The sequence below is a fragment of the Serratia sp. CY52157 genome (assembly GCF_052168495.1).
Taxonomy (GTDB): domain Bacteria; phylum Pseudomonadota; class Gammaproteobacteria; order Enterobacterales; family Enterobacteriaceae; genus Serratia; species Serratia ureilytica.
Map to the genome: position 1 here is coordinate 671,288 of NZ_JBJNMO010000001.1, position 25,465 is coordinate 696,752.

A 25,465-nucleotide genomic window follows, 5' to 3' on the forward strand; every position below is an offset into this window, starting at 1 on the left:
TGATTCTCGTTTTCAACCACGGAAAGGAGAAGGAACGATGAAAACAGTGAAGCGAACGGGTATCGCGCTGGCGATAGCCCTGACTTTCCCCCTGGCATTGCCTGCCGCTACGGCGGCGCAAACCTCCCTGACAAACAGTAAGGCGGCGACGATGACGGAAAAACACGGGCAGTTTATTGCGGTTGGTAAAGTGGTGCAGGTGACCTTTGGCGATTTCGCCTTCAAGCTGGATTTTACCGATGACAAGACCATGACCTTCACCGGCATCGGCGAGGCGTCGCAGGGCATCACCGATACCGTGCAGTACACCGCGGTGGAAATTCGGCCGAAGGTCTACATGGTCTACTGGCATGAGCCGCAGTCCGGTGACAACGTGACGCATATCGAGGACTTCGAGCGCGGCGAGGTGTACACCAACATCGCCGCCAAGGACGGCAGCTTCACCCATCTGAAAGGGCAGCTGAAAATTGTAGGTCACTCAGGAAACTAAGGAGCAGTTATGAAAAAGGCATTGATCACCTGTGCGATCGTCGGCGGCCTGCTGGCGAGTTACCCGGCGCTGTCAACGGATCAGGCGGCGTCTTACAAATCGGCCGGCAAGGGCGGTTATCATCATGCTCAGCAAAAGCTGAAGGTGGTGGAAGATCTGTACGCGGGCTTCTTCAACCGCCATGACATCGGCGTGGCGCGGAAGCTGATTGTGGAAAACTACAAGCAGCATAACCCGTTCGTCGGCGACGGCATCAAGCCGTTCCTCGATTTCTTCAGCCAGACCTTCAAAGACAACCCGCAGTACAGCGCTAAAATATACCGCAGCGCGGTCAACGGCGATCTGGTCTACGTTCACGTCAAATATCAAAATAACCCGCAGGATCGCGGCACTGCCAGCGTGGATATTTATCGGGTGAACGATCAGGGGAAAATCACCGAGCATTGGGACGTCAATCAGGATGTGCCGGAAAAATCGGCCAACGACAACACCATGTTCTGATGCAAAAGGGCCGCTGCGGCGGCCCTCTACGCGCCTGCAACACTTTATTTACTTACATAAATACCAAACGTTCATCGCGTCGAGTAGGCTACGGCCGCCTTTGGCAGTGGCGGCACGGTTGATGGGCGTCATTGTCCCGCCACTGCTTGAGGCGCTTCCCTCGCATTCCCCGCTATCCCGCGCGTTTAGGCTGCACTTTTTTGAACTGATGGCGCAGCTGCAGCGCATTGAACAGCACCAATACCGCCGTCACGGCGAACACCCAACGGAACCCCATCATCGCCGAAATGCCCGAACCCAGCAGCGGGCCGACCACGTTGCCCAGATACATAAATGACTGGTTATAGCCGAAGATGCGCCCGGTCACCTGATCGGAGGAATACTTCAGCAGCAGCGCCTGCACCGCCGGCATCAGCGCGCCATCGGCGAAGCCCAGCAGAAAGCGCAGAATGCCCAGCTGCAGCGGCGTATTCACCCAGGCCATCACGGCGAACAGGCCGGTGGTGAACAGCAGCGCGGCGATCAGAATGCGCGCGGTGCCGATGCGATCGCCGAGCCGCCCGAGGCGCGGCGCGGAGATCAGCGCCGCGATGCCGGGCACGGCGGCGATCATGCCGCTGACGAAGGCGATATTGCTGACGTTGCCCGACAGTTCGCGAATGAACAGCGTCAGGATCGGGCTGATGGAGGAGTTGGCCAGCTGAATCATCAGGGTGCAAACGAACAGGGTGACGATCAGCGCCGGATAGGGCAACGACCGGAATACCGCCTTGCCGCTCAGCTGATCCGCTTTTTTCACCGTGATGCGCCGTTCTTTAATCAGGAACAGCGTCACCAGGAAGCTGACGAACATCAGCCCGGAAGTGACGAAAAACACCACCCGCAGCCCCAGATGGTCGGCCATCAACCCGCCCAGCAGCGGCCCGGCGATCACGCCGGAGATCTGCCCGGTCGAGAGTGTGCCCAGCGCCCAGCCGCTTTTATCGCGCGGCGCCTGCGAGGCGACCAGCGCCATGGCGTTGGGAATATAGCCGGACGTCAGCCCCATCAGGGCGCGCAGCGCGAACAGCTGCCACACGTTGGTAGCCAGCCCCTGCAGCGCAATGACGATCGCCATGCCCAGCGAAGCGCGCAGCAGCATCAGCTTACGGCCCTTACGGTCGGCCAGGCTGCCCCACAGCGGCGACACCACCGCCGAGACCAAAAAGGTGCCGCTGAATACCAGCCCGGACCACAGGCTGAGGGATTGATGATCGCTGACGCCAAGTTGTTCGACGTACAGCGGCAGAAAAGGGAGGATTTGGCTCATCGCCAGCCCGGTGAAGAAACACCCGAGCCAGACCGAGATCAGATTGACTTTCCACGCTTCCATCGGCTTATCGTACCACGTTGAATGAGGAGGGATTTGTTAAGCAAAATAATAATAACACTGCAAATTAGTCGGCGAGGGGGCAAATGCGTGAGCAAACGTAACCCTGCCGGCTGCAGTGTCTTTTTGCTATATATTAATAGCTATATTATCATAGATAAATGGGTTAAGCCAGAAGCGCGCGGTGGCCGAACGGGGCGCCATTGACTGCGCGATCCGGCGATGTGAAAGTAGGGACAAACTGAACGTTATCGACTGATGCCAATGAAAAAAGATCATCCTGAAGACGTGACGCTGCTGCGCACGCAGTTAATGTCGCTGGTGCGCCGCATGCGGCGCGAGTCGCGCAGCGACGAAAAATCCTGGGCCCAGCTGATGCTGTTGGGGGCTATCGATCGCCATGGCGGCGAGGCGACGCCGTCGTTGCTGGCGGAGTCGGAGCGTATGCGCTCCTCAAACCTGGCGGCCGCGTTGCGCGAGCTGGAAGCCGATGGGCTGCTGGTGCGCACGCCGGATGCCGAAGACAAACGCCGGGTGCGGGTGCGGCTGACGTCCGCCGGGCTGGGTTTGCTGCAGCAAAGCCGCGCCCGACGCGAGGCGTGGTTGCTGGCGGCGATGGAAAGCTGTCTGTCCGAGCGGGAGCAGGCGCTGTTGCTCGAAGCGGGGGCGCTGATGGCGCGGCTGGCGGCGGCGCCGTCTGCGGAAGCGGACTGATTGCAGGGGCGGCCTGAGTTGCCCCCCAGCGGCGAGATTACGGCATCGGCCAATCGACCGGCATGGTGCTGACCACGTCCACGTAGCGATCCCAGGCCGATGACCAGAATTGGGCGAAGGCTTCGAGGGTGAAGTGAATGCCCATCAGGCCCATCACGAACCAGCAGGCGGTAAACAGGCCCAGGCTGCTGAACATGAACGCCATGCCATTGCGGCTGGTTTTACGGCAAACGACGTTTAACTGGCTGGCGAAGAACATCATCACGGCGCTCAGCAACTCCCAGCGCATCATGATTAAACCGGTGGCAATGGTACTCATCGAACTCGATCCTATGTAACAAAAAGCCGCATCCGGCAGGGCGCCGACAGGAAAATGCGGAGGAGAATAACGGTAATAGTGTGATAAGGATCACATTGTAGCATTGAGAGGAACGGCGGCTCAATGGGGCGCGCGGTGAAAAAATCGCCGCCGGTAACATTCCAATATGCTGAAACAGTTATGCCATTTCATTAGCAACCTTTTCATGGGGCGTCGCGCCCGATAACGCTATGCTTGCCGGCTTTTCAGTTCCCTGATTTTGCGGGGAAATGTGACGCAAAAGGTATCGGCTCCGCATGGCCCTGTTAAAAGAAAAAATTCGCGACCACTCCGCGGAAGAGATGCTATTTATCCGCCGGGCGGCCGTGGCGCTGGCGCTGGTGGTGGTCTGTTTCGGCGCGCTGGTCGTCAATCTCTACCGGCTGCAAATTCGCCAGCACGGCTTTTACCAGACGCGCTCCAACCAGAATGACATCAAGATGTTGCCGATCGCCCCGAGCCGCGGGCTGATCTTCGATCGCAACGGCATTCCGCTGGTACGAAACGTGACACTGTATCGCATCGAGATCACGCCCAGCAAAATCACCGACATGGCCGCGCTGCTGCAGGCGTTGACGCCGATCGTCGATCTGACGCCGGAAGATATCAGCGCGTTTCGCGACGACATGCACCACAACAGCCGCTACAAGCCGATAACGCTAAAAGCGGGGCTGAACGACACCGAGGTGGCGCGTTTCGCCGTCAATCAATACCGTTTCGACGGGGTGACTATCGATACTTATCAGCAGCGTGAATATCCTTACGGCGCGCAGCTGGCGCACGTGCTGGGTTACGTGTCGAAGATCAACGACAGCGATCTCAAACGCCTGGACAAGGCCGGGTTGAGCGAGAACTATGCCGCCGATCGCAACATCGGCAAACAGGGCATCGAGGCCTATTACGAGTCCGAGTTGCACGGCACCACCGGCTATCAGGAGGTGGAGGTGGATAACCACGGGCGGGTGATCCGCTTGCTGAAGGAGCAGCCGCCGCAGGCCGGCAAAAACATCTACCTGACGCTGGATCTGCCGCTGCAGCAGTACATCGAATCGGTGCTGAAGGGGCAACGCGCCGCGGTGGTGGTGGAAGATCCGCGCGACGGCGGCATTCTGGCGATGGTCTCCAGCCCCAGTTACGATCCCAATCCCTTCGTCAAAGGCATCGGCTATCAGGCCTATAAGGCGCTGCTCCGCAACCCGGATTTGCCGCTCATCAACCGCGTCACCCAGGGGCTGTACCCGCCGGCGTCGACGGTGAAGCCCTACATGGCGGTTTCGGCGCTGTTTGCCGGGGTGATCACGCCCACCACCACCTTTTTCGGCGCGCCGACCTGGACGCTGCCCGGCACCGAGCGGCGCTATCGCGACTGGCTGAAAACCGGTCACGGCATGCTCAACGTCACCAAAGCGATAGAAGAGTCCGCCGATACCTTCTTTTATCAGGTGGCGTATGAGATGGGCATCGATCGCATTCACCATTGGCTGAGCCAGTTTGGTTACGGCCAGTCGACCGGCATCGATCTGAACGAAGAGTACCGCGGCGTGCTGCCAAGCCGCGACTGGAAGCTGAGGGTGCACAAAAAAGTCTGGTATCAGGGGGATACGGTATCGGTCGGCATCGGTCAGGGATATTGGGTGGCGACGCCTATTCAGATGGTGAAAGCGCTGACTACGCTGATCAACAACGGTAAGGTGAAAACGCCGCACCTGCTGTATTCGCTGCAGCAGGGCAACCGGGTCACGCGTTATCAGCCGCCGACGCAGGCGCTGCAGATTGGCGATCCCCGTTCGCCTTACTGGGGCATTGTGCGCAACGGTATGTATGGCATGGCCAACCTGCCGAACGGCACCGGATACAAGCTGTTCCATACCGCGCCGTACCAGATTGCCGCTAAATCCGGCACCTCGCAGGTGTTCAGCCTGAAGCAAAACCAGACTTACAACGCCAAAATGATTCCGGTGCGGCTGCGCGATCATATCTTTTATACGCTGTTCGCCCCCTACAAGAACCCCCGGGTGGCGATGGCGTTGATCCTGGAAAACGGCGGCGGCGACGGCGTAGTGGCGGGGCCGACCGCGCGCGCGATCCTCGACCACATTTTCGATCCGGCCAACGCGCCGCAGCCCGGCGACGCGGCGCAAACTAAACCGCAGTTAAACGACAGTGCGGATGTGCAACGGTGATGCGGTTTGTTTTTACTTTCTTACAAACTGCAATCTCCTGACCATTTCCGGCAAGGTAGACTGAAATAACACGATAAACCGAATAAAAACGCAGGGTTAACACAACAGTGGCGCCATCGACCAAAAAGAGCGGTAAAACCTATTCCACAGTTCGTTTCGGCTGGATTTGCGCCGGCATGCTGGTCTGTTTTTTTCTGTTGGCGTTCAGGGTCGGTTACCTGCAACTGCTGGAACACCAGCAGTTGGCGAACCAGGCAGATCAGCGCTCGATTCGCACCCAGGTAGTGCCGACCAACCGCGCCATGATCACCGATCGCAACAATGAGGCGCTGGCGGTCAGCGTGTCGTCGAAAGACATCGTGCTGGATCCGAAGCATATTCTCGATACCCAGACCGATACCGGCAACGAACGCTGGCAGAGCATGGCCAACGTGCTGAAGATCCCGCTGGCGGACGTGCAGCATCTGATCCAGAGCAACGGGCACAAACGCTTTGTCTACCTGGCGCGCAAGGTGGAGGACGACAACGCCGCTTATATCAGCAAGCTGCACCTGACCGGCGTCAGCACCGAGCAGGATTTCAGCCGCTTCTATCCGATGGGCCAGGACGCGGCCGGACTGATCGGCATCGTCGGCCAGGACAATCAGGGGCTGGAGGGCATCGAGCTGGGCTTCAACCCGTTGCTGCAGGGTAAAAACGGCCTGCGGGTCTACCAGAAGGACGGCAGCGGTGCGGTGATCGGCGTGATTAAAAGCGTGGATCCGGTTCCACCGCCGAATGTGACGCTCAGCATCGACAAATTTATCCAGTACGTGCTCTATGCGCAGATCCGCGACGGCGTGGTGGCTAACCAGGCCGACTCCGGCTGCGCGGTGCTGGTGAAAATCGACACCGGCGAAATCCTCGGCATGGCCAGCTATCCGTCGTTCAACCCGAACAACTATGGCAGCACGCCGGCGAAAGATATCCGCAACGTGTGCAGCAGCGACAGCTTCGAACCGGGTTCGACGGTGAAGCCGGTCGTGGTGATGGTGGGGCTGGAACATAAGCTGATCCGGCCGGATACCGTGTTGGACACCACGCCGTATCGGGTGAACGGTCACCTGATCAAGGACGTCGGCCACTGGTCGAAGCTGACCATCACCGGCGTGCTGCAAAAATCGAGCGACATCGCGGTATCGCACATTGCGCTGGCGCTGCCGGCCACCGTGCTGCCGGCGGTCTACCGCAGCTTTGGCCTGGGGCGGCCGACCGAGCTTGGCATCGGCAATGAGAGCAGCGGCTACCTGCCGCAGCATCGCGAGCGCTGGGCCGATATCGAACGCGCCACGTTCTCCTTCGGCTATGGGCTGCGCGTGACGCCGCTGCAAATGGCGCGCGAGTATGCCGCGATCGGTTCCTTCGGCATTTATCGGCCGCTGTCGATCACTAAGGTGACGCCGCCGGTGATGGGGCAACGCATTTTGCCGGCCGATACGGTCAGGTCCGTGGTGCATATGATGGAAAGCGACGCCTTGCCGGGCGGCAGCGGGGTGAGCGCTGCGGTGCCCGGCTACCGTTTGGCGATCAAAACCGGTACCGCCGAGAAAATGGGCCCCAGCGGCAAATACGACGGCGGCTATATCAACTATACCGCCGGCGTGGCGCCGGCCAGCGATCCGCAGGTGGCGCTGGTGGTGATGGTCAACAACCCGAAAGCCGGCAAGCACTTCGGCGGCTCGGTAGCCGGGCCGGTGTTCGGCAAGATCATGGCCCAGGTGCTGGAGCACATGAATATCCTGCCGGATGCCCAGCCGCTCAATGTGGTGTCGTCGGTTAAAGGGTGAGGATTTAAGCGGGAAGTGAGTGGGTCAGAAAATGTCTGGCCCACGCTTCAATACAACGAGTTTAACCTACGGCAGTATTTATTATGGATATGCCTTGAGGTATTGATTGATATTCGACTTGAATGAATTTCTCTGTTTCTAAAATAATATTTCTTATTTGGCGATTCGCAGAGAAGCTTATTTTCTCACCAAGACAATTCCCTCTTTCGTTCACGCCTTGACATGATTTCAACGCATTCCGAACCCGGCAACACCCGCCTATGGGAGGCTGTAATCGTCGTGTCATCAATGCTCGTTAGACTCGCGACATCCTGGTATTACCGACTAAAAATTATGAATATAAAACTGACACTTGGCCGCGGGGCAAAACCTGCGCCCGCGCTGCCGCGCGCGTTTGGCTTCGGCAAAAGTATGGGGTTATTAAGCGGCGTAATTTGCGTTATCGCACTATTTTCTCTGCTGCAATTGTTTTCCACCGTATTTATTTCCAATATTCTGCGCGACGCCAAGATTAACCTGGTGACGGGCGACGCCTTGCATCGCCAGCAGGCGGCGATGGATCGCGCCAGGCTGTCGCTGCTGACGGCCAGCGATACCCTGAACCGTGCGGGCATTTACTATCTGCAGGATAAAGCCACCGGTTCCGACGGCAGCTGGCATAGCCTGCTGGATGAATCGCTGGCGGCGCTGCAGGCTTCAGAGCAGGCCTTCGCCCGGTTTGAGCGCCTGAGCGCGACGGCGCCCGAGGCCGCTGACGCCCTGAAAGGCAGTTATCGCCTGTTCTATGACGGTCTGAAGGAGCAGGCGCAAGGGCTGCAACGCAGCGACAGCATCGATGCGTTTTTCGCCGTGCCGATCCAGGCTTTTCAGGCGGATTTCAACGAGAAGTATCTCGCTTATCAGGCGCTGAACGAACGACGCGGCGATGACGTCAACGTGCGGCAATTGGCGGCGCTGGAGCAGGCCAAAACCTATGCGCTCGGCGCGCTCGCGGCGTTGGCGCTGATCGCCTTGGGCGTGTGGTTCGGCGTTGCTCGTTGGGTGATCGTACCGTTGCAAAGGGCGATCGCCCATCTCAACGTGCTGGCCGCCGGCGATCTTTCGCGGCCGTTGCCGCCTGAACGGGCGGTTAACCGCGAAATGCGTCAGTTGCAAACCAGCATTGGCCACATGCAAAACGGCCTGCAGCGGCTGGTGAGTGAGGTGCGCGATGCGGCGAGCGGGATCCTGAACGGCGTCGGGCGGCTGGCGGACGGCAATCGACAGTTGACGGCGCAGTCGGCGAAGCAGGACGGCGAATTGCAGTTGGCGACCGAGCACGTGCAGCAGTTGGCAGCGCGGGTGGAAGAAAACGGCCAATACGCGCAGCTGGCCAATCAACGCACCGAACAGGCCAGGCAGTGCGCCGGCGCCGGTGAAAAGATGATGCAAACCGTCAACGTCTCGATGCAAGGGATCGTCAACCAATCGGCCGAGATGCGCGGCATTGTGGCGCTGATCGACAGCGTGGCGTTTCAGACCAATATTCTGGCGCTGAATGCGGCGATCGAGGCCGCGCACGCCGGCGTTCACGGCCGGGGTTTCGCCATTGTCGCTAAAGAAGTGGGCCTGCTGGCGCAGAAGAGCAGCCATTCTACGCGCGATATTCATCAGCTGATCAACCGCTCGTTGCAGCAAATCGATCAGGGATCGCAAGCGGTAGAGCTGCTGGCGGGCAACTTGCGTCAAATTATCGATCTGGTGAACACGTTTAGCGCACTGATGGGGGAGATCTCGCTGGCGTCGCTCAATCAGGGGGAGAGCATTCAGGACGTGACGGCGCGCATCGCCGGGCTGAATCAGGTGGCGCGGCAAACCGGCGCCGTGGTGAACGCGGTGACCGAGGCCTCGCAGTTGCTGCAGGGCGAATCGGAACGATTGGAAAAAGCGATGGCGCGTTTCAGGCTGCCGGCACAATAAATAACCCTGGCGCAGGTTAATGAATAATAAAGCCGCGCTTAACGTTATTTATTTAGGTTCGCTCCCTGAGGAGTTTCAGCGGAGTAAATAAAAGCAGGCCGGCGCGTGTGGATTAAAAAAGCGTCGGCCTGCGGAGGTTATTTTTGGCGGGAGAATTAACGGCTGGTCTGGTGGCCGATGATGCCGCCCAGCGCTGCGCCACCGAGGGTGCCCAGCGTGCTGCCGTCGGTCAATACCGCGCCGCCCACGGCGCCGACGCCCGCACCGATCGCCGTGTTGCGATCGCGATTGGACATATGCCCACATGCGGTAACGGAAAGCGTCGCCATTACCACCACCAACACACCCGCGGCACGTTTAATATTCATAATGAGTTCCTGGTAAATTGGCTAATTAATGGATTAAAAATAATCCGATTAACTCGCCGGTAGAAGTTGGGATGAATGTATTCCTCCGAAAGAAAATCGAACAGGTAAAAATTCTTAATTTTGGCGCGGTGAAAAGCGATCGCTCGCCGAATGTGCGGCCGTCGGCAAAACCGTTCGGCTATACTGGGAAGACGCCTCATGAGGGGCGGGGCGCACACGCTGGAGGCCGCCATGTCCGAGCTCGTTTCCGCATCCGGCAAACCGGTGAAAATTCCCGGCCCGGACCATCCGATTACGCTGACCCGCCATCCGACGCGGGTCGTGGTGCGCGGCGCCGGCCAAATCCTGGCCGACAGCCGTCATGTACTCATCTTGCAGGAAGCCAACTATCCGCCGGTGTTTTACTTTCCGCGTGAGGATGTGAATATGGCGCTGCTGCATAAAAGCACGCACGTGAGCTACTGCCCTTATAAGGGCGACTGCAGTTATTTCTCCCTCACGCTGAACGGCCCGCAGGGGGACAATGCGGCCTGGAGCTATGAAATGCCTTACAACGCCGTGGTGACGATCAAGGATCATCTGGCATTTTATCCCGACAAAGTCACGGCGATCCGTACCGAAGCCTGAGCCGCCGCCGCCTTCGGGCGGGGGCAGGTTGACATTCCACTTATCCCTACTCATTATGTGTATTACCGGAAATTGATACGCTTTCCTTATGTTTTAATCCGACATAAGCGAAACTCTGAGCAGGTGCCAAGGTGTCTACCTCTACGCGATTTGCCGTTGCCATCCATATTCTGACCAACATCACGCTGTGTCGCGGCCAGACGGTGCGTTCCGAAGATATCGCCCGCAGCGTCAACACCAATCCGACGGTGGTGCGGCGCATTCTCGGGGCGTTGGCGGAGGCGGGGCTGACCTATTCGCAGATGGGGCAAGGCGGCGGGGCGCTGTTGGCGCGGCCGGCGGAAGCGATTTCTTTGCTGGACGTGTATCGCGCGGTGGAGGATCAACCTTATTTCACGCTGCATCGCACCCGGCCTAACGAGGCGTGCTATATCGGCCACGCCATTACCCCGGTGCTGGAGCAAGAGTTTGCGCGCGTCGGCCACGCGCTGGAAGCCAGCCTGGCACAGACCAGCATCGCCGAAATGGCCGGGCAGGTTGAGCTGCGCGCCGGCTATCCCTTCGTCCCTTGTTCACCGCAATATCAAGCAGATACGCAATAAAAAATCACGCCAAACCCCGTTCCGCGCAGAGCATTTTTTGCATTGCGTTAATGTAATTGTGTAAGTTACATTAGCTCGCATCAAGTGTGATGTAGCTCACGTTTTAGACTGCCTCCCCACGATAATCGACCGTTTGGCCGGAAACCTTTTCTTCCGGCGCAGATTCGCTGTGCTTATAAACCAGGAGAGAACGATGTTAGAAATGATTGAAAGCTTGGCCACCGTGGTGGTCCTGGTGCCGGTAATGGTGGCCGTCTTGCTCGGCGCGATTTACGGCCTGGGTGAAGTGTTCAACGTCTTTTCCGCTATCGGCAGAAAAAATAACGGCTGAATTTGAACGTCAGGGGACGCAACGCCCCCTGACGGAGGGTTACAATACCGTCGCCAGGAAGTTGCGCGTCCTCTCATGTCCCGGCGCATCCAGAACCTGCTGCACGCTGCCCGTTTCAACCACCTTTCCCTGATCCATAAAGACAATCTGGTCGGCCACTTCGCGGGCGAAGCCGATTTCGTGCGTGACCACCACCATGGTCATGCCCGAATGCGCCAAATCTTTCATCACCTGCAGCACTTCGCCAACCAATTCAGGATCGAGCGCGGAGGTCGGTTCATCAAACAGTAACACCTGCGGGTTCATCGCCAGCGCGCGGGCGATGGCGACGCGTTGCTGCTGGCCGCCGGACAGTTCACGCGGCCAGGCGTTGATGCGATGTTCAAGCCCGACGCGGGCCAGCAGCAGCTTCGCCCGTTCCTGCACCTCGGCTTTTTTTTCCTTTTTCACCCGCAGCGGCGCGTCGCTGACGTTTTGCAACACGGTGCGGTGCGCAAACAAGTTGAACTGCTGAAATACCATGCCGATGCTTTTACGCTGTTCGGCCACCTCGGCTTCTTTCAGCTCGTACAGATGCCGGCCTTTTTGACGATAGCCGATCAGCTGTTCGCCAACGCGAATGGTGCCGCCGTCCAGCTTTTCCAGGTGGTTGATGCAGCGCAACAGGGTGGATTTGCCGGAGCCGGAAGGGCCGAGGATCACCGTCACCGAACCTGCCGGAATGGTCAGGCTGATGTTTTTCAACACTTCGGTGCCGGAAAAGGATTTCCGCACCCGGTTGATGTGGATGGATGCGCTCATTGTTCACCTCCCTGAGGGGCTTTGCGGTTGAGGAAGAACCGGCCGCTGCGCGTTGCCTGCGTGCCGCGGCCAAAATAGCGCTCCACGTAGTATTGACCAATTGACAGAATCGAAGTCATGGCCAGATACCACAGGGTGGCGACCAGCAACAGCGGGATGACCTCGTAGGTGCGTTGGTAAATGATCTGCGCCGAATACAGCACGTCCTGCAGGGCAATCACCGACACCACCGCGGTGGTTTTCAACTGCCCGATCACTTCATTGCCCGCCGGCGGCAGGATGGTGCGCATCGCCTGCGGCAATACCACGCGCCACAGGATTTGCCCACGACGGTAGCCCAGCGCTTTGGCGGCTTCCAACTGGCCGCTGCTGACGCTTTGGATGCCTGCGCGCACAATTTCCGCCGCATAGGCCGACTGATGCATCACCAGCGCAATCACCGCGGCGCTGAAGGTGCTGATAAGGGTATTGGTCGGCGCGCTGGCGACTTCGCCCAGAAACGGGATCCACAAGCTGATGCGGGGATAAAGCGCGGCGATGTTGTACCACAGGAACAGCTGCACCAGCATCGGCACTGCACGGAAGAACCAGGTGTAGAACCAGCTTACCGCCACCAATACCGGATTGGCCGACAGGCGCATCAGCGCCAGCAGCACGCCGCCGGCGAAGCCGAACACCACCGAAATCACCGTCAGCTTCAGCGTCATGAGCACGCCGTTGAGGATGGACGCCTCGGTGAGGTTTTCCGCCACCACCGACCATTCAAAGCGCGGGTTGTGCAGCATGGAATTGACGATAACGGCGACGATCAGCAGCACAACCAGGGCGCTGAGCCAGCGCCCGTAATGCCGGAGGCCGACGATGCTCAGTTCCGCGTCGTCGACAGGGTATTGCCCACTCATTTTGCGATCTCTTCATTGATGCCGGCGGTTTTCACTGCACCAAAACCGATATCCCAGCCGTCGAGGATTTTCTGGTAGCTGCCGTCGGCGATCAGTGAATTTAGCGCTGCCTGCACCGGTTTCACCAGTTCGGAGCCTTTGGGCAGGGCGATGGCCACCGTGGTGCCGTCGATGTTGATATCACCGGCCAACGTCAGCGGTTTGACGTGGGCGGCCTGGTAGCGCAGCCCTTCATACGGGCCGAAAAACATCGGTACGCGGCCGCTGATCACCGCTTGCACCCCGGCCGGGCGGTCCGGGAAGATCGGCATGGTGATGGCCGGTTTGCCGGCGGCGACGCATTGATCGCTGGCCTGCTGCAGGCGGGTTATTTGCGAGGTGCCTGCGCCGGCGCCGACGGTCTGGCCGCACAATTGGGCCAGCTCGGTGTAAGGGCCAAGCGCAGCGTCTTTGCGGGCGATCAAGGCCAGCTTGGAAGCGTTGTAATAGCCGACGAAGTCCACCTGCTGGAAGCGCTTTTTGTTGGCGTCAATGTTGGCCAGCGCGACGTCATAACGGCCGGACTTCAGGCCGGGGATGATGTTGTCGAAACCGCCGGTGTCCTTCCAGTGGATCGCCACGCCCAGGCGATCGGCAATCGCGCTCATCACGTCGATTTCACGCCCGGCCAGCGTTTTGTTGTCCGCCTGGTAAAAAGTGGTCGGCGGGGTGTTCGGGTTAGTGCCGGCAACGATATAGCCGGCCTTTTTTATTGATTCAGGCAGGCTGTCGTGCAGCGCCGGATCGGCGGCAGCTTTCACCGTCGCCTTGAAGGGAACATCGCCTTCAGCGGCATGACCGGCGGCCAACGGCGCCAGCGTGGAGGAAGCCAACAGCAGGGACAGTACGGTGCGTTTGAATGTGGTTTTCATCATAATTTCCCTGCGGATTAAGCCGATTTTACGTTAGCGAAGTTGATTGCCGGTTCAGGCAGGCCCAGGTTTTCACGCAGGGTTGCATACTGATACTCCTCACGGAACAGGCCACGGCGGCGCAGCTCCGGGATCACCAGCTCGACGAACAGTTCCAGCTGGTTGGGCAACACCGCCGGCATGATGTTGAAGCCGTCTGCGCCTTGCTGTTCCAGCCATAGCTGGAAGTCGTCGGCGATCTCTTCGGCGGTACCTACCACCACGCGGTGGCCGCGCGAACCGGCCGCGACGGCCGCCAGCTCGCGCAGCGTCAGGTTTTCCCGCGCGGCCAGATCGGTCAGCAGTTTCACGCGGCTTTGGCCGCCTTCGGTGGCGCCCACGTTCGGCACCGGGCCGTCCAGCGGGTAATCGCTCAAATCGAAACCAAAGCGCGCCGACAGCTGTTCAATGCCGTTATCGATATCCACCAGTTGATTCAACTGATACCAGGTTTCCTGCGCTTCTTCTTTGGTACGGCCGACAATCGGCATCACACCTGGCAGGATCAGCAGGTGGTCCGGGTTGCGGCCGGCGTCGGCCACGTATTTTTTCTGACTGCGGTAGAAAGCCTGTCCTTCTTCCAGGCTGGCGGCGGCGGTGAACACCACTTCGGCGGTTTCCGCCGCCAGCTGTTGGCCGGCCGGGGACGATCCGGCCTCAATGATCACTGGCCGCCCTTGCGGTGAGCGGGAAATGTTCAGCGGGCCCTGCACCGAGAAATGCTTGCCTTTATGGTTGGCGGCGTGGATTTTCTCGTCTATGGCGTACACGCCATTTTGCTTGTCGCGCACGATGGCGTCTTTTTCCCAGCCGTCCCACAGTTTGTAGCTGGCCTCGAGGAATTCCCGCGCCACTTCATAGCGCTCGGCGTGCGACGGCAGATCTTCACGGCTGAAGTTGCGCGCCGCATCGCTGGAGAAAGAGGTCACCACGTTCCAGGCGGCGCGGCCGTGGCTGATATGGTCGATGGAGGCCATGGCGCGCGCCAGGTGGAAGGGTTGATCGAAAGTGGTGGAGGCGGTCGCCGTCAGCCCGATATGGCGGGTGTTGACCGCCAGCGCCGCGAGCAGCGTCAGTGGCTCCAGGCGTGACATCGTCGAGGGCAGTCGGTGCACGCTGGTCGCTAATGCGTCGCCGACGAAGAACATATCGAAGGTGCCTTCTTCGGCTGTTTTTGCGATCCAGGTGAACCAGTCGATATCGGTCGGCGAACCGCTGGCGCCTTCTGCGCGCCATCCCCCGATATGGTGCCCCAGCGCCTGAACGAACAGGCCGAGACGGAGTTGGCGCGATGGTGTTGAAGGTGAAGTACTCATAATTATTCCTGTTTTATTATTAATTTAACAATGCAATCAGTCGCGGCAGCGCGCCAGGGGACATGAGGGCGCAGTCGCGGATAACGCTTTCGCCTTCGAGGCCCGGAAGCAGCTGCAGAATGGCGCGCAGCTTGGCGTCGAGGTCTGTTGGCCGGGCGGCGGTTTGCTTTCTTGTGACCATGTCGCTTATTTGCCTTCCGTCCTGCAGCGTCAGGGTCAGGCGATGGAAGCGCATCTCCGGATCGAGCGCGTCCGGCGGGGCCGCGGGATCGACATGGCGCTCAACTTTTGCCGCCAGGGCGGCGATAGCCGTATCGACCGGCTGTTCGCCGTAATGCATCAGCGGGACCACGCCGTGGTAGAGCGCATCGGCGATGACGTATTCGAGGCTAAAGCGCGCTTCCACACCGGTGGCCGGTTGGCGAATATAGGGCGCGGTATCTGCACCGGGCGGAAAACTGACCTCAATCTTTGCGATCTCCGCAAGGGCGTCGCCTTGTTCCTGCAGCCGCGCGCGCAGGGCGAGCGCCGCCTCGGCCGCGCTGTGAGTGCCACCGCAGGTCGGATACCGCTTGAACTCCAGCCCCGGCTGCAGGATGCGCCAGGGCGTGCCCCAACCGGCGGTCAGACATTCCGGCTTTTGCCGGCCGCCGCCATGGGATGTCAGCAGGCTGTCCAGCACGCCCTCCGGTTGGCCGATGAAACCGGCCTGAGCCAGCAGGATGGCGTTGACCGCGTTGCGTGCCGCCAGGCCGGCGTGCAGCGGTTTGGCCGCCGAACCGAACTGGCTGCGCAGGCCCGCCGCCTGCGTGGCCGCCAGGCCCAGAGCAATCTGCGTTTGCCGCTGGTCAAGCTGCAGATAACGCGCCACGGCGGCGCAGGCGGCGACCGCGCCCAGGGTGGCGGTGCTGTGAAAACCCAGTACGTAATGTTGCGTGCCAGCGGCCAATCCCAGCCGGCCAGCGGCCTCTACGCCGATGACATAGGCGGTTAACATTTCAGTGACATTGTCACTCTCACCGTTCAGCGCCAGCAGGGCGGAGAGCACTACGGTGCTCGGATGGCCACGCAGCGCAGGATGGTAATCATCGAAGTCCAACGAGTGGCTGACATAGCCATAGCGCAGTGCGCGGTTCTCGCTGCCGTTCGGCGGAAACGTCGTGCCGATCGCTGCCAGACCGGCATCGCTCAACGCCCCGCGGGCAATCGGCAGCGCGCAGGCGAAGTAATCTTTCACGCCGCGGCGAGCGGCTGACAGGGCGGTTTCATCCGGCTGGCTGTTCAATATCAGATGAGCGAATTGGGCGGTTATCGGTAATGACAAGGCGTTAACACCTGAATTTATAGATGGTTATGCACGAGTGCGGGGTGAAAGGTATTGTGTGGCGGTTTTCTTTGTCCCGAAAGAACGAACGGCGCTTCCATATCGCTGAATGAAATATCACGACGGCGCTGCGCCGCCGTCAGGGCTGCTGGTAGGCGCGGCAGGCTGCGCTTTAGCTATTTTTATGCAAAGCAAAGCTGAATTTGTTCTAGCACGGTAGAGGACTTAGGCCGAGAAAAGGCGAACGCTCATGATGTCGATAAATGCCCTGAGACGCGGGGTAAGATGTTTGCTTGAAGGCCAGAGAATTTTGAGACTGCCACTGTGTTGGCAGTGGTCGCCAAGCACCGGTTGGAGCCGCTGCTGCTCCAGCGCCTGTCGCACCGCGAAATCGGGCAGGCAGGCGATGCCCAGGCCCTGTTCCGCCAGGTAAATCAGCGTATCGACGGTGTTGCATACCGTGCGCTTGCCCAGGCCTTCGTCGAGCAGTTTATCTCCGCCCGCCACCGGCCAGGTCTCGACTTTGCCGGTGGTGGGGAATCTGTATAACAGGCAGGCGTGATCGCGTAGTTCTGCCGGCTGGCGGGGTATACCCGCCCGGCGCAGATAGTCCGGCGCCGCCACCAGCTGTAGGTGAAACGTACCCAGTTGGCGGCTCATTAAGCGAGAATCCTCGGTATCGCCCACGCGGATCACCGCATCGAACCCTTCTTCGATCACCGCGACCCGACGGTCGGAAAAATCGGCTTCCAGCTCAATATCGGGATAGTTCCGGACAAATTCCGCCAATACCGGATTTAACAGGCCTCCCACCAGCGGCAGACTGACGCGCAGTTTGCCGCGCGGCGCGCTATGCGTATCACTGATATCCCGTTCCGCCGCCGCCATCTCCTCCAGAATGCGCTGACACCGCAGCAGAAACCGCCGCCCCTCGGCGGTCAGCGTCATGCTGCGCGTGCTGCGGTGAAACAGACGCACGCCCAGTCGGTTCTCCAGGCGGGCGATGCTTTTCCCCACCGCCGAGGCCGAGATGCCGAGCACGCGGCCGGCGTCAACGAAGCTGAGAGTTTCAGCGGCCTGCACGAAGGCGCTCACGCCGGCTAAGTTATCCATCGTTTGTCCTATTGCGGACGTTAATGTCCTTTATGAAGGGAAATCTAGCCTGTTTTTCCGCTAATCGCCAGGCCCTATGCTCGGTGACTACAGCATGGGCTGATTATCTGGAGCAATGACGATGAGTGCATATGGGCATACTGCGGGCGTGATAGACCGGGCGATCGATAACGCGCTGGCGGAAAAACGGCTGGTTGGCGCAGTGGTTTTGGTGGCGCTGGGGGGCGATACGTTTTATCGCCGCGCGGCGGGGCTGGCGGATCGCGAAGCCGGCCGGCCGATGGCGTTCAATACGCTGTTCCGTCTGGCTTCGGTATCCAAACCGATCGTGTCCACGGCGGCGCTGGCATTGATGGCGCAAGGCCGTATGCAGCTGGAAGATCCCATCACCCGTTGGCTGCCGCATTTTCGTCCGCGGCTGGCGGATGGCACCACGCCGTTGATGACGCTACGGCATCTCATGACCCACACCGCCGGACTAAGCTACCGTTTTTTCCAGCCGGAAGGGGGATTCTACGCCCAATCGGCGGTCTCCGACGGCATGGATGAGGCGTCTGTCAGCCTGCAGGAGAACGTGCGGCGTATTGCCTGCGCCCCTTTGTTGGCGCCGCCCGGCGAGGAGTGGCGCTATTCCATCGCGACCGATGTCCTGGGCGCGGCGATCGAACAGGCGAGCGGCTTGCCGCTGGCGCAGGCAGTAAAAAAATGGGTGACCGGGCCGCTGGCGATGACGGATACCGATTTCCTGGCGGTGGATCCTGCACGTTTGGCGGCCGCTTACGTCGATCATCCCGGCGAGCCGCGCCGCCTGCGCCAACCGGATCATTTACCGTTTATCGATGGCAGCGCCGGTTTTCATCTGTCGCCGGCGCGAGCGTTGGATCCGTTGGCTTACGCCTCAGGCGGCGCCGGCATGGTCGGCTCGGCCGAGGATTTTCTGCGCCTGCTGGAAGCGTTGCGCCAGGGAGGAACGCCGGTGCTGCCAACCGATTGGGTGACGGCGTTCACCAGCAACCAGATCGGCGATTTGTCGATGCCGTTTTGGCCGGGGCGCGGTTTCGGCCTCGGCATTACCGTACTGAAAGACCCCATCGCCGCGCAAACGCCGGAGTCCGTGGGGACCTGGCGAATGGGCGGCACCTATGGCCATTCCTGGTTCGTCGATCCTGTCCGGCAGCTCAGCGTCGTCGCGTTTACCAACACGGCGCTGGAGGGCATGTCCGGCGCCTTTGTCGGCGAGATTTGTCAGGCGGTCTATGCCGCGACGGGAGCGATGCAATGCGCCTGATGCCGCCGATTTTCTTTATCGCGCTGGGGTTGTTCGGCGTCTACTGCATCGAGTTCGGCGTGGTGGGCATTTTGCCGCAGATCATCGCACGGTATGGCATCTCTACGGCGCAGGCCGGCTGGCTGGTCGGGATCTTCGCCCTGACCATCGCGCTGCTCGGGCCGCTGTTGGTGCTGCTGGCGTCGCGATTCAATCGCAAACGCATGTTGTTGATCGCGTTGACCGTGTTCGCGGTGGCCAGCGCGCTGTCCGCTCAGACGGACAGTTTCGCCATGCTCATGCTGCTGCGCATTGTGCCGGCGTTGTTTCATCCGATCTATTTTTCGCTGGCCATGGTGGCGGCTGCGGCGCTTTATCCCCCGCATCAGGCCACCAAAGCAACCGCCTATGCGTTCATCGGCACCAGCATGGGCATGGTGCTGGGGATACCGTTGACGCAATGGATCGCCGGGCAGTTCAGCTATGAAGCCTCGTTCCGGTTCTGTGCCTGGGTCAATCTCCTGGCGGCGGCGGGATTGCTGATGCGGTTGCCCGACGTCGCCGTTCAGCGCCTCAGTTATGGCAAACAGCTGACGATCCTGCGCAGCGGGACGCTGTGGCTGAATATTATCACCTGCGTGCTGATCTTTGCCGCCATGTTCGCCGTCTATGCTTACGCGGCTGAATATCTCAGCCGTGAAATCGGCCTCAGCGGCGGCGCCATCGGCTTTCTTCTGGTGGCGTTCGGCGTGGGCGGTGTCGCGGGCAACCTGTTGGCCAGCAAGGGGTTGAGCCGCCATCGAGCGCTGACGGTGCTGCTGCACCCGCTAGCCTTGATTGCGGCTTATGCGCTGCTGTATCACTACGGCAGCGCGAATATCGGTTCGATGACGGCGCTTTGTCTGTATTGGGGAGCGGCGCACACCAGCGGTTTGATCGTGACGCAGATCTGGCTGACATCCGAAGCCCCCCAGGCGCCGGCGTTCGCCACCGGGCTGTATATCGCCTTTATCAATCTGGGCGTGGCGCTGGGCTCGCTGGCGGGCGGCTGGTTCATCACCGCGTGGGGGCTACAGGGCAGCCTGCTGTGCGGAACCTTGTTCGCCGCGCTGGCGGTGATTACGATCGCCGCCAGACTCCGGCTGCAGCGGCAGGCTACCGTTGCGTTGCGTCGATCATCGCCATCACCTGCCGAAACATCGCGCTTTCCGCATCCGCCAGCTCGTTGACCAGCGTAAAGTGATTGCAGTGGCGGTCGGCCAGCAGGTGGACGTCGAGACCGCGCGCCAGGCAGGCGTCATAATAGGCCTGCGTTTGGTTTTTGAAGCCTTGCGTTTCGCGGTGGCCGACGTCGAGCAGGATCTGCGGCGCATGCGCTTTCGCCGGCAGCAAAAACAGCGGGCTGAGAGTTTGCGCCTGTTCGGGCGTCAGGTGCAGCCAGTCGTTGATGTAGATATCGCACAGCGGGCGCAGATCGTAGAGGCCGCTCAGCGCCAGCGCGCCTTTGATCGCATCGGGCGGCAGGCGATAGCGTTGCTGCCAGCCGTCGGCGATCAGCATGCCGCACAGGTGGCCGCCGGCCGAACTGCCGCTGACGAAAATGCGCGCCGGATCGATGCCGAACGGCGCCCCGTGATGATAAAGCCAGGCGACGGCGCTGCGCACCTCATGCACGATCTCCGCCAGCGTCGCTTCCGGCGCCAGCGTATATTCCAGCGTGGCGACCGCCACACCGCGGCGGGCGAACGCGGCGGCCATCGAGCAGGCTTCCTCTTTGCGCTGTGAATGCCAGTAGCCGCCATGTATAAAGATCAGCAGCGGGGCGGGCTGTGCGCTGGCCGGGAACAGATCGAGACGCTCGGCGGCGCTCATGCCGTAGCGCAGATCGTAAATGCCCGGTGTCTGCGCTTTGGCGCGCTGCGCCAGCGCGGCATAGTCCGCCATGCAGGCGTCAAAATCCTCCACCGAAGCGCGGGCGTTGTATTGCGTGGCGCGGGCGCTCAGGTCTTCAAACGTCAGATCGATGTTCATGCGTTTCTCCGGATTGTTATGCGTTATGTCTTCATCATCGTCCCGCAGGGGAAAAGATGTTTGATCTCCGGTGCGCACAATTGCGGCTTCTCCAATGCTGTTATCTGCTGTATATTGCCGTTTTATGCTTTTTTAATGCGGAATAATCCCATGCACAAAGCGGCACGACAGCGCCATTTACTGGATTTGCTCAGCGAACGCGGTCAGGCGGCGGTGGCGGAATTGGCCAGCGCCATCGGTGTTTCGGTCGATACCGTGCGCCGCGACTTGGCCGATCTTGAGCGGCAGGGGTTGGCGCAGAAACATCACGGCGGCGCGATAGCGCTCGAACCGTCCGGCATGCCGCGCCAGGCGCGTGCGGCGCTGTTGCCGCAGGTCAAGCAGCGGCTCGGCCGCGCGGTGGCCGCACAGATCCCCCCCGGTAGCACCCTGATGCTGGATGCGGGCAGTACGCTGTTGGCGGTGGCGCAAGCGTTGCGCGGCCCGGCGACGGTGATCACCGCTTCGCTGGATATCGCGCAGTGCCTGAGCGATAAGCCGGAGATCCAACTGATCCTGCTCGGCGGCCAGTGGGACGCGCGCCAACGGCTGTTCGCCGGCAGCGCGACGCTGGCGTTGCTGGAACGCTACCGCGCGGACATCGCTTTGCTGGGCGCCTGTGCGGTGCATTCTCAGCTGGGGCTGAGCGCCGGCGAAGAGGCCGATGCAGAGGTCAAACGCGCCATGCTGGCCAACAGCGGCGAGCGCTGGCTGGTGGCCGACCATATGAAGCTGGATCGCTGCGAGCCGCATCACGTGGCGGATCTGGCGCAGATCCAACGCCTGTTTACCGATCGCCCGTGGGATAACCTGGACGAGCAATCAATGATTGAACTTTGTGTCGTCGCCGACGACCGCTAGAGGAGAACCCTGATGAACGATAACGCTCAACCGTTGCAGGTGGCGCTGATTGGTTACGGCTTTGTCGGCAAGGCGTTTCATGCGCCGCTGATTAACGCGGTGCCGGGGCTGGCGCTGAGCGTGGTGGCTTCGCGCGATGCCGCCAAAGTCCATGCCGATCTGGCGCACGTGCGCGTGATCGCCGATCCGCTGGAGGCGATCCGCTTGCCGGAAGTGGACCTGGTGGTGATTGCTTCGCCGAACGCCACCCATGCGCCGCTGGCGCTGGCTGCGCTGGAAGCGGGCAAGCACGTGGTGGTGGATAAGCCGTTTACGCTGGATTTGGCGCAGGCGCGCACGCTGATTGCGGCGGCGGAGAAGCACGGCCGTCTGCTGTCGGTATTCCAGAATCGCCGCTGGGACAGCGATTTCCTGGGCGTGAAGCAGGTGATCGAGCAGGGACTGATCGGCAAGGTGACGCACTTTGAGTCGCACATCGATCGTTACCGCCCAGAAGTGCGGGTGCGCTGGCGCGAGCAGAATCTGCCGGGCAGCGGGCTGTGGTTCGATCTGGGGCCGCACATGGTCGATCAGGCGCTGCAGCTGTTCGGTTTGCCGCACAGCGTGCAGGCCAACATCGCCACGCTGCGCGCCAATGCGCAGATCAATGACTGGGCGCATGTGGTGCTGAACTACCCGACGCACCGCGTGATTTTGCATGGCAGCATGCTGGTGGCGGGCGGCGTGTCGCGCTTTACCGTACACGGCGATAAAGGCAGCGTGGTCAAAGCGCGCGCCGACGGGCAGGAGAGCCAACTGCTGGCTGGCGTAACGCCGGGTTCGGCTGAGTGGGGTAAAGACGACGACGCGATGAGCCTGTTTATCGGCACGGAGCCGGTGCGTACGTTGCCGACGCCGGATGGCGATCAGCGCCAATATTACGTCCAGGTGCGTGACGCGCTGCGCGGCGCCGGCGCCAACCCGGTCACCGCATCGCAGGCGTTGGCGGTGATGGCGGTGCTGGAAGCGGCCACCCTGGCGGCGGAAACCGGCGTAACCCAAACGCTGCCGCTCACCGAGGCGGAGATCGCCGCCTGGTAACGCATCGCGCCAGATAAGGCGTCAGATGCATTGATACAGTGCATCGCATGCGTCTTCCGCCATCCCAGCCCCTGACATAGGCTAAGCCTCAGTCTATGTCAGGAGTGCTTATCATGTTATCCCATCCTTCGCCGCAGGGCGTCCGCGGCATACTGGCCGCACTTTCTCTGTGTATGCTGCTGTCATCGCTCGGCATCAGCATCGCCAACGTCGGGCTGCCGGCGCTCGCCACCGCATTCCATGCGTCGTTCCAGGCAGTGCAGTGGGTGCTGCTCTGCTATTTGCTGGCCGTCACCACCTGCATCATCGGCATCGGCCGCTTGGGCGACAGCCTCAATCGTCGCCGCCTGCTGCTGGCGGGCATCGCGCTGTTTACCGCCGCTTCGCTGGCTTGTGCGTTGGCTCCGCAGCTGTGGCTGCTGCTGGCGGCGCGCCTGGCGCAGGGGCTGGGGGGCGCAGTCATGATGTCAATCACCATGGCGCTGGCGGGCGAGGCTCTGGGCACGGAAAAGATCGGCCGCGCGATGGGGCTGCTCGGCACTATGTCGGCCGTGGGCACCGCGCTGGGGCCGTCGTTGGGCGGCGCGCTGATCGCCGGCTTCGGCTGGCGAACGATATTCCTGATCAACCTGCCGCTGGGGCTGCTGGCGCTGTGGCTCGCCTGGCGATACTTGCCGAATGGGGCGCGGGCGGCGACGCGCCCTGAACCGTTCGACCGCGCCGGCACGCTGCTGCTGGGCGGCGCATTGCTTTGCTACTCGCTGGCGATGACTCTGGGACGCGGTGATTTCGGCGCGCTTAACCTGGCGTTGATGTTGGGCGCTCTGTTGGCGGCAGGGGTGTTTATCCGCGTGGAGCGCCGCGCCGTGTCGCCGCTGTTGGCGCCGACGATGTTCCGCCATCCGGCCCTGACGGCGGGGCTGGCGGCCAGCGCGTTGGTCATGACGGTGATGACCGCCACGCTGGTGGTCGGGCCGTTTTATCTGTCGCGCGCGCTGGGGTTAAGCGCCGCGCAGGTGGGGCTGGTGATGTCGGCGGGGCCGGCGGTGGCGATCCTGACCGGTATTCCGGCGGGTTATCTGGTGGATCGCTTTGGATCGCAGCGCATCGCCCAGCTTGGGCTGGCGGCAGTGGCCGCCGGGGCGGGATTGCTGTCGCTGCTGGGCCGCTGGGGCGTACTCGGCTATGTCGCGCCGATCGCGCTGTTGACCGCCGGTTATGCGCTGTTTCAGGTGGCCAATAACACGGTGCTGATGAAGGATCTGTTTCCAGAACGACGCGGGTTGATCGCCGGCATGGTCAATCTGGCGCGCAATCTGGGGGCGATCACCGGCGCGTCGGCGATGGGGGCGCTGTTTTATCTGGCCTCGCAGCGGGTGGCGGGCGCCGCGGCGGCCGCGGCTTACGGCATGCGCGTCACCTACGGCGCGGCGGCGTTGCTGGCGTTGGCGGCATTGCTTATCGCCTTCGGCGGCCGCCGACTGGCGCTGCGTTATGACGCGCGCTGAACGGCGTAGCGTTCTTGCACGAAACCGTTGTCCGACTGGGTGACGGCGAGCAGACGCAGGCGCTGCTCAGGGGCATCGGCGCCGAACAAGGGAATGCCGCCGCCCAGCAGCAGCGGCACGCGCGTAATCGTCAATTCGTCGATCAATCCGGCCTGCAGGAAACGCTGCACGGTCTGGCCGCCGTCGATATACAGGTGACGGCAGCCGGCCTCGGCCAACCGCGCCACGACGCTGGCCGGTTCGCCGCTCATCCAGCGGACAGGCTCTGCGCTCTGCGGTGCGGATTGCGTCGACAGTACCACCACCGGCAGTTCTCCATAGGGCCATTCGGGAAAGGCGCGGACTTTTTCATAGGTATGGCGGCCCATCACCAGCGCGTCGATGTCGGCGATAAACGCTTCAAAACTCAGGCCATTGAGCAACGACACCGCGTACTCGGGCCGCAGCAGCCAATCGATGTCGCCGTTCGGGCCGGCAATGAATCCGTCTACGCTGGTGGCGATGTAAACCGAGCATTTCATCAGGCGAGATCTCCGCGGTAAACCACATGGACCTTGTTGCCGTCGGGATCGCGCAGGTAAGCACCGAAATAGCCTTTGCCATAGTGCGCGCGCTCGCCGGGTTCGCCTTCACTGCTGCCACCCGCCAGCAGGCCGGCGGCGTAGGCGCGTTTAACCGCCAGCTCGTCGGCGGCGAGAAAGGCCAGCATGCTGCCGTTGCCGGCGCTGGCGGGCTGTCTGTCGAAGGGTTGGTAGGCATAAAACCGCGGCAGCGTTTGGCCCGGCATCACCCAGCAGCGGGCGGCGGGGCCGCCGTCCGGCGTCACTTCCCGCCGTTGTAAACCCAATGGCAACAAAATGGCGTCGTAGAACGCGGCGGCGGCGTCCAGATCGCTGACGCCGACGGTAATATGGCTGAACATGGCGCGTTTCCTTTCCCAAGAGA

General features: G+C 61.0%; 26 protein-coding genes. 14 read left to right on the forward strand and 12 right to left on the reverse strand.

The genetic code is table 11. The features are described 5' to 3' along the window. Positions 1-37 precede the first annotated feature (37 nt). Positions 38-490, forward strand: a complete 453-nt coding sequence (locus tag ACJ8IP_RS03325) for a MoaF-related domain-containing protein (RefSeq protein ID WP_099783007.1) — start codon at positions 38-40, stop codon at positions 488-490. Between the two features lie 9 nt (positions 491-499). Next, complete coding sequence (locus ACJ8IP_RS03330; protein WP_033643018.1) at positions 500-991, forward strand: nuclear transport factor 2 family protein; 492 nt, start codon at positions 500-502, stop codon at positions 989-991. 172 nt (positions 992-1,163) lie between these two features. Here the strand turns inward: ACJ8IP_RS03330 and ACJ8IP_RS03335 are convergent, their stop codons facing one another. Beyond that, a complete protein-coding gene (locus ACJ8IP_RS03335) occupies positions 1,164-2,363 on the reverse strand; it encodes a multidrug efflux MFS transporter (RefSeq protein WP_033650443.1) in 1,200 nt (399 codons plus the stop codon). Between the two features lie 261 nt (positions 2,364-2,624). Here ACJ8IP_RS03335 and ACJ8IP_RS03340 point away from each other — a divergent pair, with 261 nt between their 5' ends. Continuing rightward, positions 2,625-3,074: a MarR family winged helix-turn-helix transcriptional regulator gene (locus tag ACJ8IP_RS03340; protein ID WP_033643020.1), complete on the forward strand. Its 450-nt coding sequence runs from the start codon at positions 2,625-2,627 to the stop codon at positions 3,072-3,074. Positions 3,075-3,111: 37 nt separating this feature from the next. Here ACJ8IP_RS03340 and ACJ8IP_RS03345 read toward each other — a convergent pair whose 3' ends face one another. Next, positions 3,112-3,393, reverse strand: coding sequence for a YjcB family protein (locus ACJ8IP_RS03345; RefSeq protein WP_046898399.1), 282 nt, complete (start codon positions 3,391-3,393; stop codon positions 3,112-3,114). Between the two features lie 296 nt (positions 3,394-3,689). Here ACJ8IP_RS03345 and mrdA point away from each other — a divergent pair, with 296 nt between their 5' ends. From mrdA to ACJ8IP_RS03360, 3 genes are all read left to right on the forward strand, one after another. Continuing rightward, complete coding sequence (gene mrdA, locus ACJ8IP_RS03350; protein WP_033650441.1) at positions 3,690-5,615, forward strand: penicillin-binding protein 2; 1,926 nt, start codon at positions 3,690-3,692, stop codon at positions 5,613-5,615. 107 nt (positions 5,616-5,722) lie between these two features. Continuing rightward, positions 5,723-7,441, forward strand: a complete 1,719-nt coding sequence (locus ACJ8IP_RS03355; protein WP_047026142.1) for a penicillin-binding transpeptidase domain-containing protein — start codon at positions 5,723-5,725, stop codon at positions 7,439-7,441. A 411-nt stretch (positions 7,442-7,852) separates the two neighbouring features. Beyond that, positions 7,853-9,400, forward strand: coding sequence for a methyl-accepting chemotaxis protein (locus ACJ8IP_RS03360; RefSeq protein ID WP_273974315.1), 1,548 nt, complete (start codon positions 7,853-7,855; stop codon positions 9,398-9,400). A gap of 155 nt (positions 9,401-9,555) precedes the next feature. Here the strand turns inward: ACJ8IP_RS03360 and osmB are convergent, their stop codons facing one another. Then, positions 9,556-9,768 (reverse strand): osmotically-inducible lipoprotein OsmB, encoded by a 213-nt coding sequence (gene osmB, locus ACJ8IP_RS03365; RefSeq protein ID WP_004940700.1) that lies wholly within the window; start codon positions 9,766-9,768, stop codon positions 9,556-9,558. Positions 9,769-9,999: 231 nt separating this feature from the next. Here osmB and ACJ8IP_RS03370 point away from each other — a divergent pair, with 231 nt between their 5' ends. From ACJ8IP_RS03370 to ACJ8IP_RS03380, 3 genes are all read left to right on the forward strand, one after another. After that, positions 10,000-10,395, forward strand: coding sequence for a DUF427 domain-containing protein (locus tag ACJ8IP_RS03370; RefSeq protein ID WP_164057757.1), 396 nt, complete (start codon positions 10,000-10,002; stop codon positions 10,393-10,395). A gap of 131 nt (positions 10,396-10,526) precedes the next feature. Further along, positions 10,527-10,997, forward strand: coding sequence for an Rrf2 family transcriptional regulator (locus tag ACJ8IP_RS03375; protein WP_033650438.1), 471 nt, complete (start codon positions 10,527-10,529; stop codon positions 10,995-10,997). 193 nt (positions 10,998-11,190) lie between these two features. Beyond that, complete coding sequence (locus tag ACJ8IP_RS03380) at positions 11,191-11,328, forward strand: AcrZ family multidrug efflux pump-associated protein (protein ID WP_016927779.1); 138 nt, start codon at positions 11,191-11,193, stop codon at positions 11,326-11,328. Between the two features lie 39 nt (positions 11,329-11,367). Here the strand turns inward: ACJ8IP_RS03380 and ACJ8IP_RS03385 are convergent, their stop codons facing one another. The 6 genes from ACJ8IP_RS03385 to ACJ8IP_RS03410 form a co-directional block, all read right to left on the reverse strand. After that, positions 11,368-12,129, reverse strand: a complete 762-nt coding sequence (locus ACJ8IP_RS03385) for an amino acid ABC transporter ATP-binding protein (protein ID WP_273974314.1) — start codon at positions 12,127-12,129, stop codon at positions 11,368-11,370. Continuing rightward, positions 12,126-13,031: an amino acid ABC transporter permease gene (locus ACJ8IP_RS03390; RefSeq protein WP_273974313.1), complete on the reverse strand. Its 906-nt coding sequence runs from the start codon at positions 13,029-13,031 to the stop codon at positions 12,126-12,128. The genes ACJ8IP_RS03385 and ACJ8IP_RS03390 overlap by 4 nt, the downstream gene beginning before the upstream one ends. After that, positions 13,028-13,942, reverse strand: coding sequence for an ABC transporter substrate-binding protein (locus ACJ8IP_RS03395; RefSeq protein WP_273974312.1), 915 nt, complete (start codon positions 13,940-13,942; stop codon positions 13,028-13,030). The genes ACJ8IP_RS03390 and ACJ8IP_RS03395 overlap by 4 nt, the downstream gene beginning before the upstream one ends. Before the next feature lie 17 nt (positions 13,943-13,959). Continuing rightward, positions 13,960-15,297, reverse strand: coding sequence for an LLM class flavin-dependent oxidoreductase (locus ACJ8IP_RS03400; protein ID WP_273974311.1), 1,338 nt, complete (start codon positions 15,295-15,297; stop codon positions 13,960-13,962). 19 nt (positions 15,298-15,316) lie between these two features. Next, positions 15,317-16,621 carry an MmgE/PrpD family protein gene (locus ACJ8IP_RS03405; protein WP_273974310.1) on the reverse strand — a complete coding sequence of 435 codons (1,305 nt, stop codon included), beginning with the start codon at positions 16,619-16,621 and terminating at the stop codon, positions 15,317-15,319. A 225-nt stretch (positions 16,622-16,846) separates the two neighbouring features. Beyond that, positions 16,847-17,734 carry a LysR family transcriptional regulator gene (locus ACJ8IP_RS03410; protein ID WP_197760539.1) on the reverse strand — a complete coding sequence of 296 codons (888 nt, stop codon included), beginning with the start codon at positions 17,732-17,734 and terminating at the stop codon, positions 16,847-16,849. A 121-nt stretch (positions 17,735-17,855) separates the two neighbouring features. Between ACJ8IP_RS03410 and ACJ8IP_RS03415 the strand changes: the two genes are divergently transcribed. Beyond that, positions 17,856-19,022 carry a serine hydrolase domain-containing protein gene (locus ACJ8IP_RS03415; RefSeq protein WP_273974309.1) on the forward strand — a complete coding sequence of 389 codons (1,167 nt, stop codon included), beginning with the start codon at positions 17,856-17,858 and terminating at the stop codon, positions 19,020-19,022. Beyond that, positions 19,013-20,230 carry an MFS transporter gene (locus ACJ8IP_RS03420; RefSeq protein WP_273974308.1) on the forward strand — a complete coding sequence of 406 codons (1,218 nt, stop codon included), beginning with the start codon at positions 19,013-19,015 and terminating at the stop codon, positions 20,228-20,230. The genes ACJ8IP_RS03415 and ACJ8IP_RS03420 overlap by 10 nt, the downstream gene beginning before the upstream one ends. Here ACJ8IP_RS03420 and ACJ8IP_RS03425 read toward each other — a convergent pair. Continuing rightward, positions 20,157-21,032 (reverse strand): alpha/beta hydrolase, encoded by an 876-nt coding sequence (locus ACJ8IP_RS03425; protein WP_147880530.1) that lies wholly within the window; start codon positions 21,030-21,032, stop codon positions 20,157-20,159. The genes ACJ8IP_RS03420 and ACJ8IP_RS03425 overlap by 74 nt on opposite strands. Before the next feature lie 150 nt (positions 21,033-21,182). Between ACJ8IP_RS03425 and ACJ8IP_RS03430 the strand changes: the two genes are divergently transcribed. From ACJ8IP_RS03430 to ACJ8IP_RS03440, 3 genes are all read left to right on the forward strand, one after another. Next, positions 21,183-21,932 (forward strand): DeoR/GlpR family DNA-binding transcription regulator, encoded by a 750-nt coding sequence (locus ACJ8IP_RS03430; RefSeq protein WP_033650433.1) that lies wholly within the window; start codon positions 21,183-21,185, stop codon positions 21,930-21,932. Positions 21,933-21,944: 12 nt separating this feature from the next. Continuing rightward, positions 21,945-23,012: an oxidoreductase gene (locus ACJ8IP_RS03435; protein WP_164057755.1), complete on the forward strand. Its 1,068-nt coding sequence runs from the start codon at positions 21,945-21,947 to the stop codon at positions 23,010-23,012. A gap of 113 nt (positions 23,013-23,125) precedes the next feature. Continuing rightward, positions 23,126-24,520 carry an MFS transporter gene (locus ACJ8IP_RS03440; RefSeq protein ID WP_206357541.1) on the forward strand — a complete coding sequence of 465 codons (1,395 nt, stop codon included), beginning with the start codon at positions 23,126-23,128 and terminating at the stop codon, positions 24,518-24,520. Here ACJ8IP_RS03440 and ACJ8IP_RS03445 read toward each other — a convergent pair. After that, positions 24,505-25,041, reverse strand: a complete 537-nt coding sequence (locus ACJ8IP_RS03445) for a dihydrofolate reductase family protein (protein ID WP_273974307.1) — start codon at positions 25,039-25,041, stop codon at positions 24,505-24,507. The genes ACJ8IP_RS03440 and ACJ8IP_RS03445 overlap by 16 nt on opposite strands. Continuing rightward, complete coding sequence (locus ACJ8IP_RS03450; RefSeq protein ID WP_015377846.1) at positions 25,041-25,442, reverse strand: VOC family protein; 402 nt, start codon at positions 25,440-25,442, stop codon at positions 25,041-25,043. The genes ACJ8IP_RS03445 and ACJ8IP_RS03450 overlap by 1 nt, the downstream gene beginning before the upstream one ends. Positions 25,443-25,465: the final 23 nt, after the last annotated feature.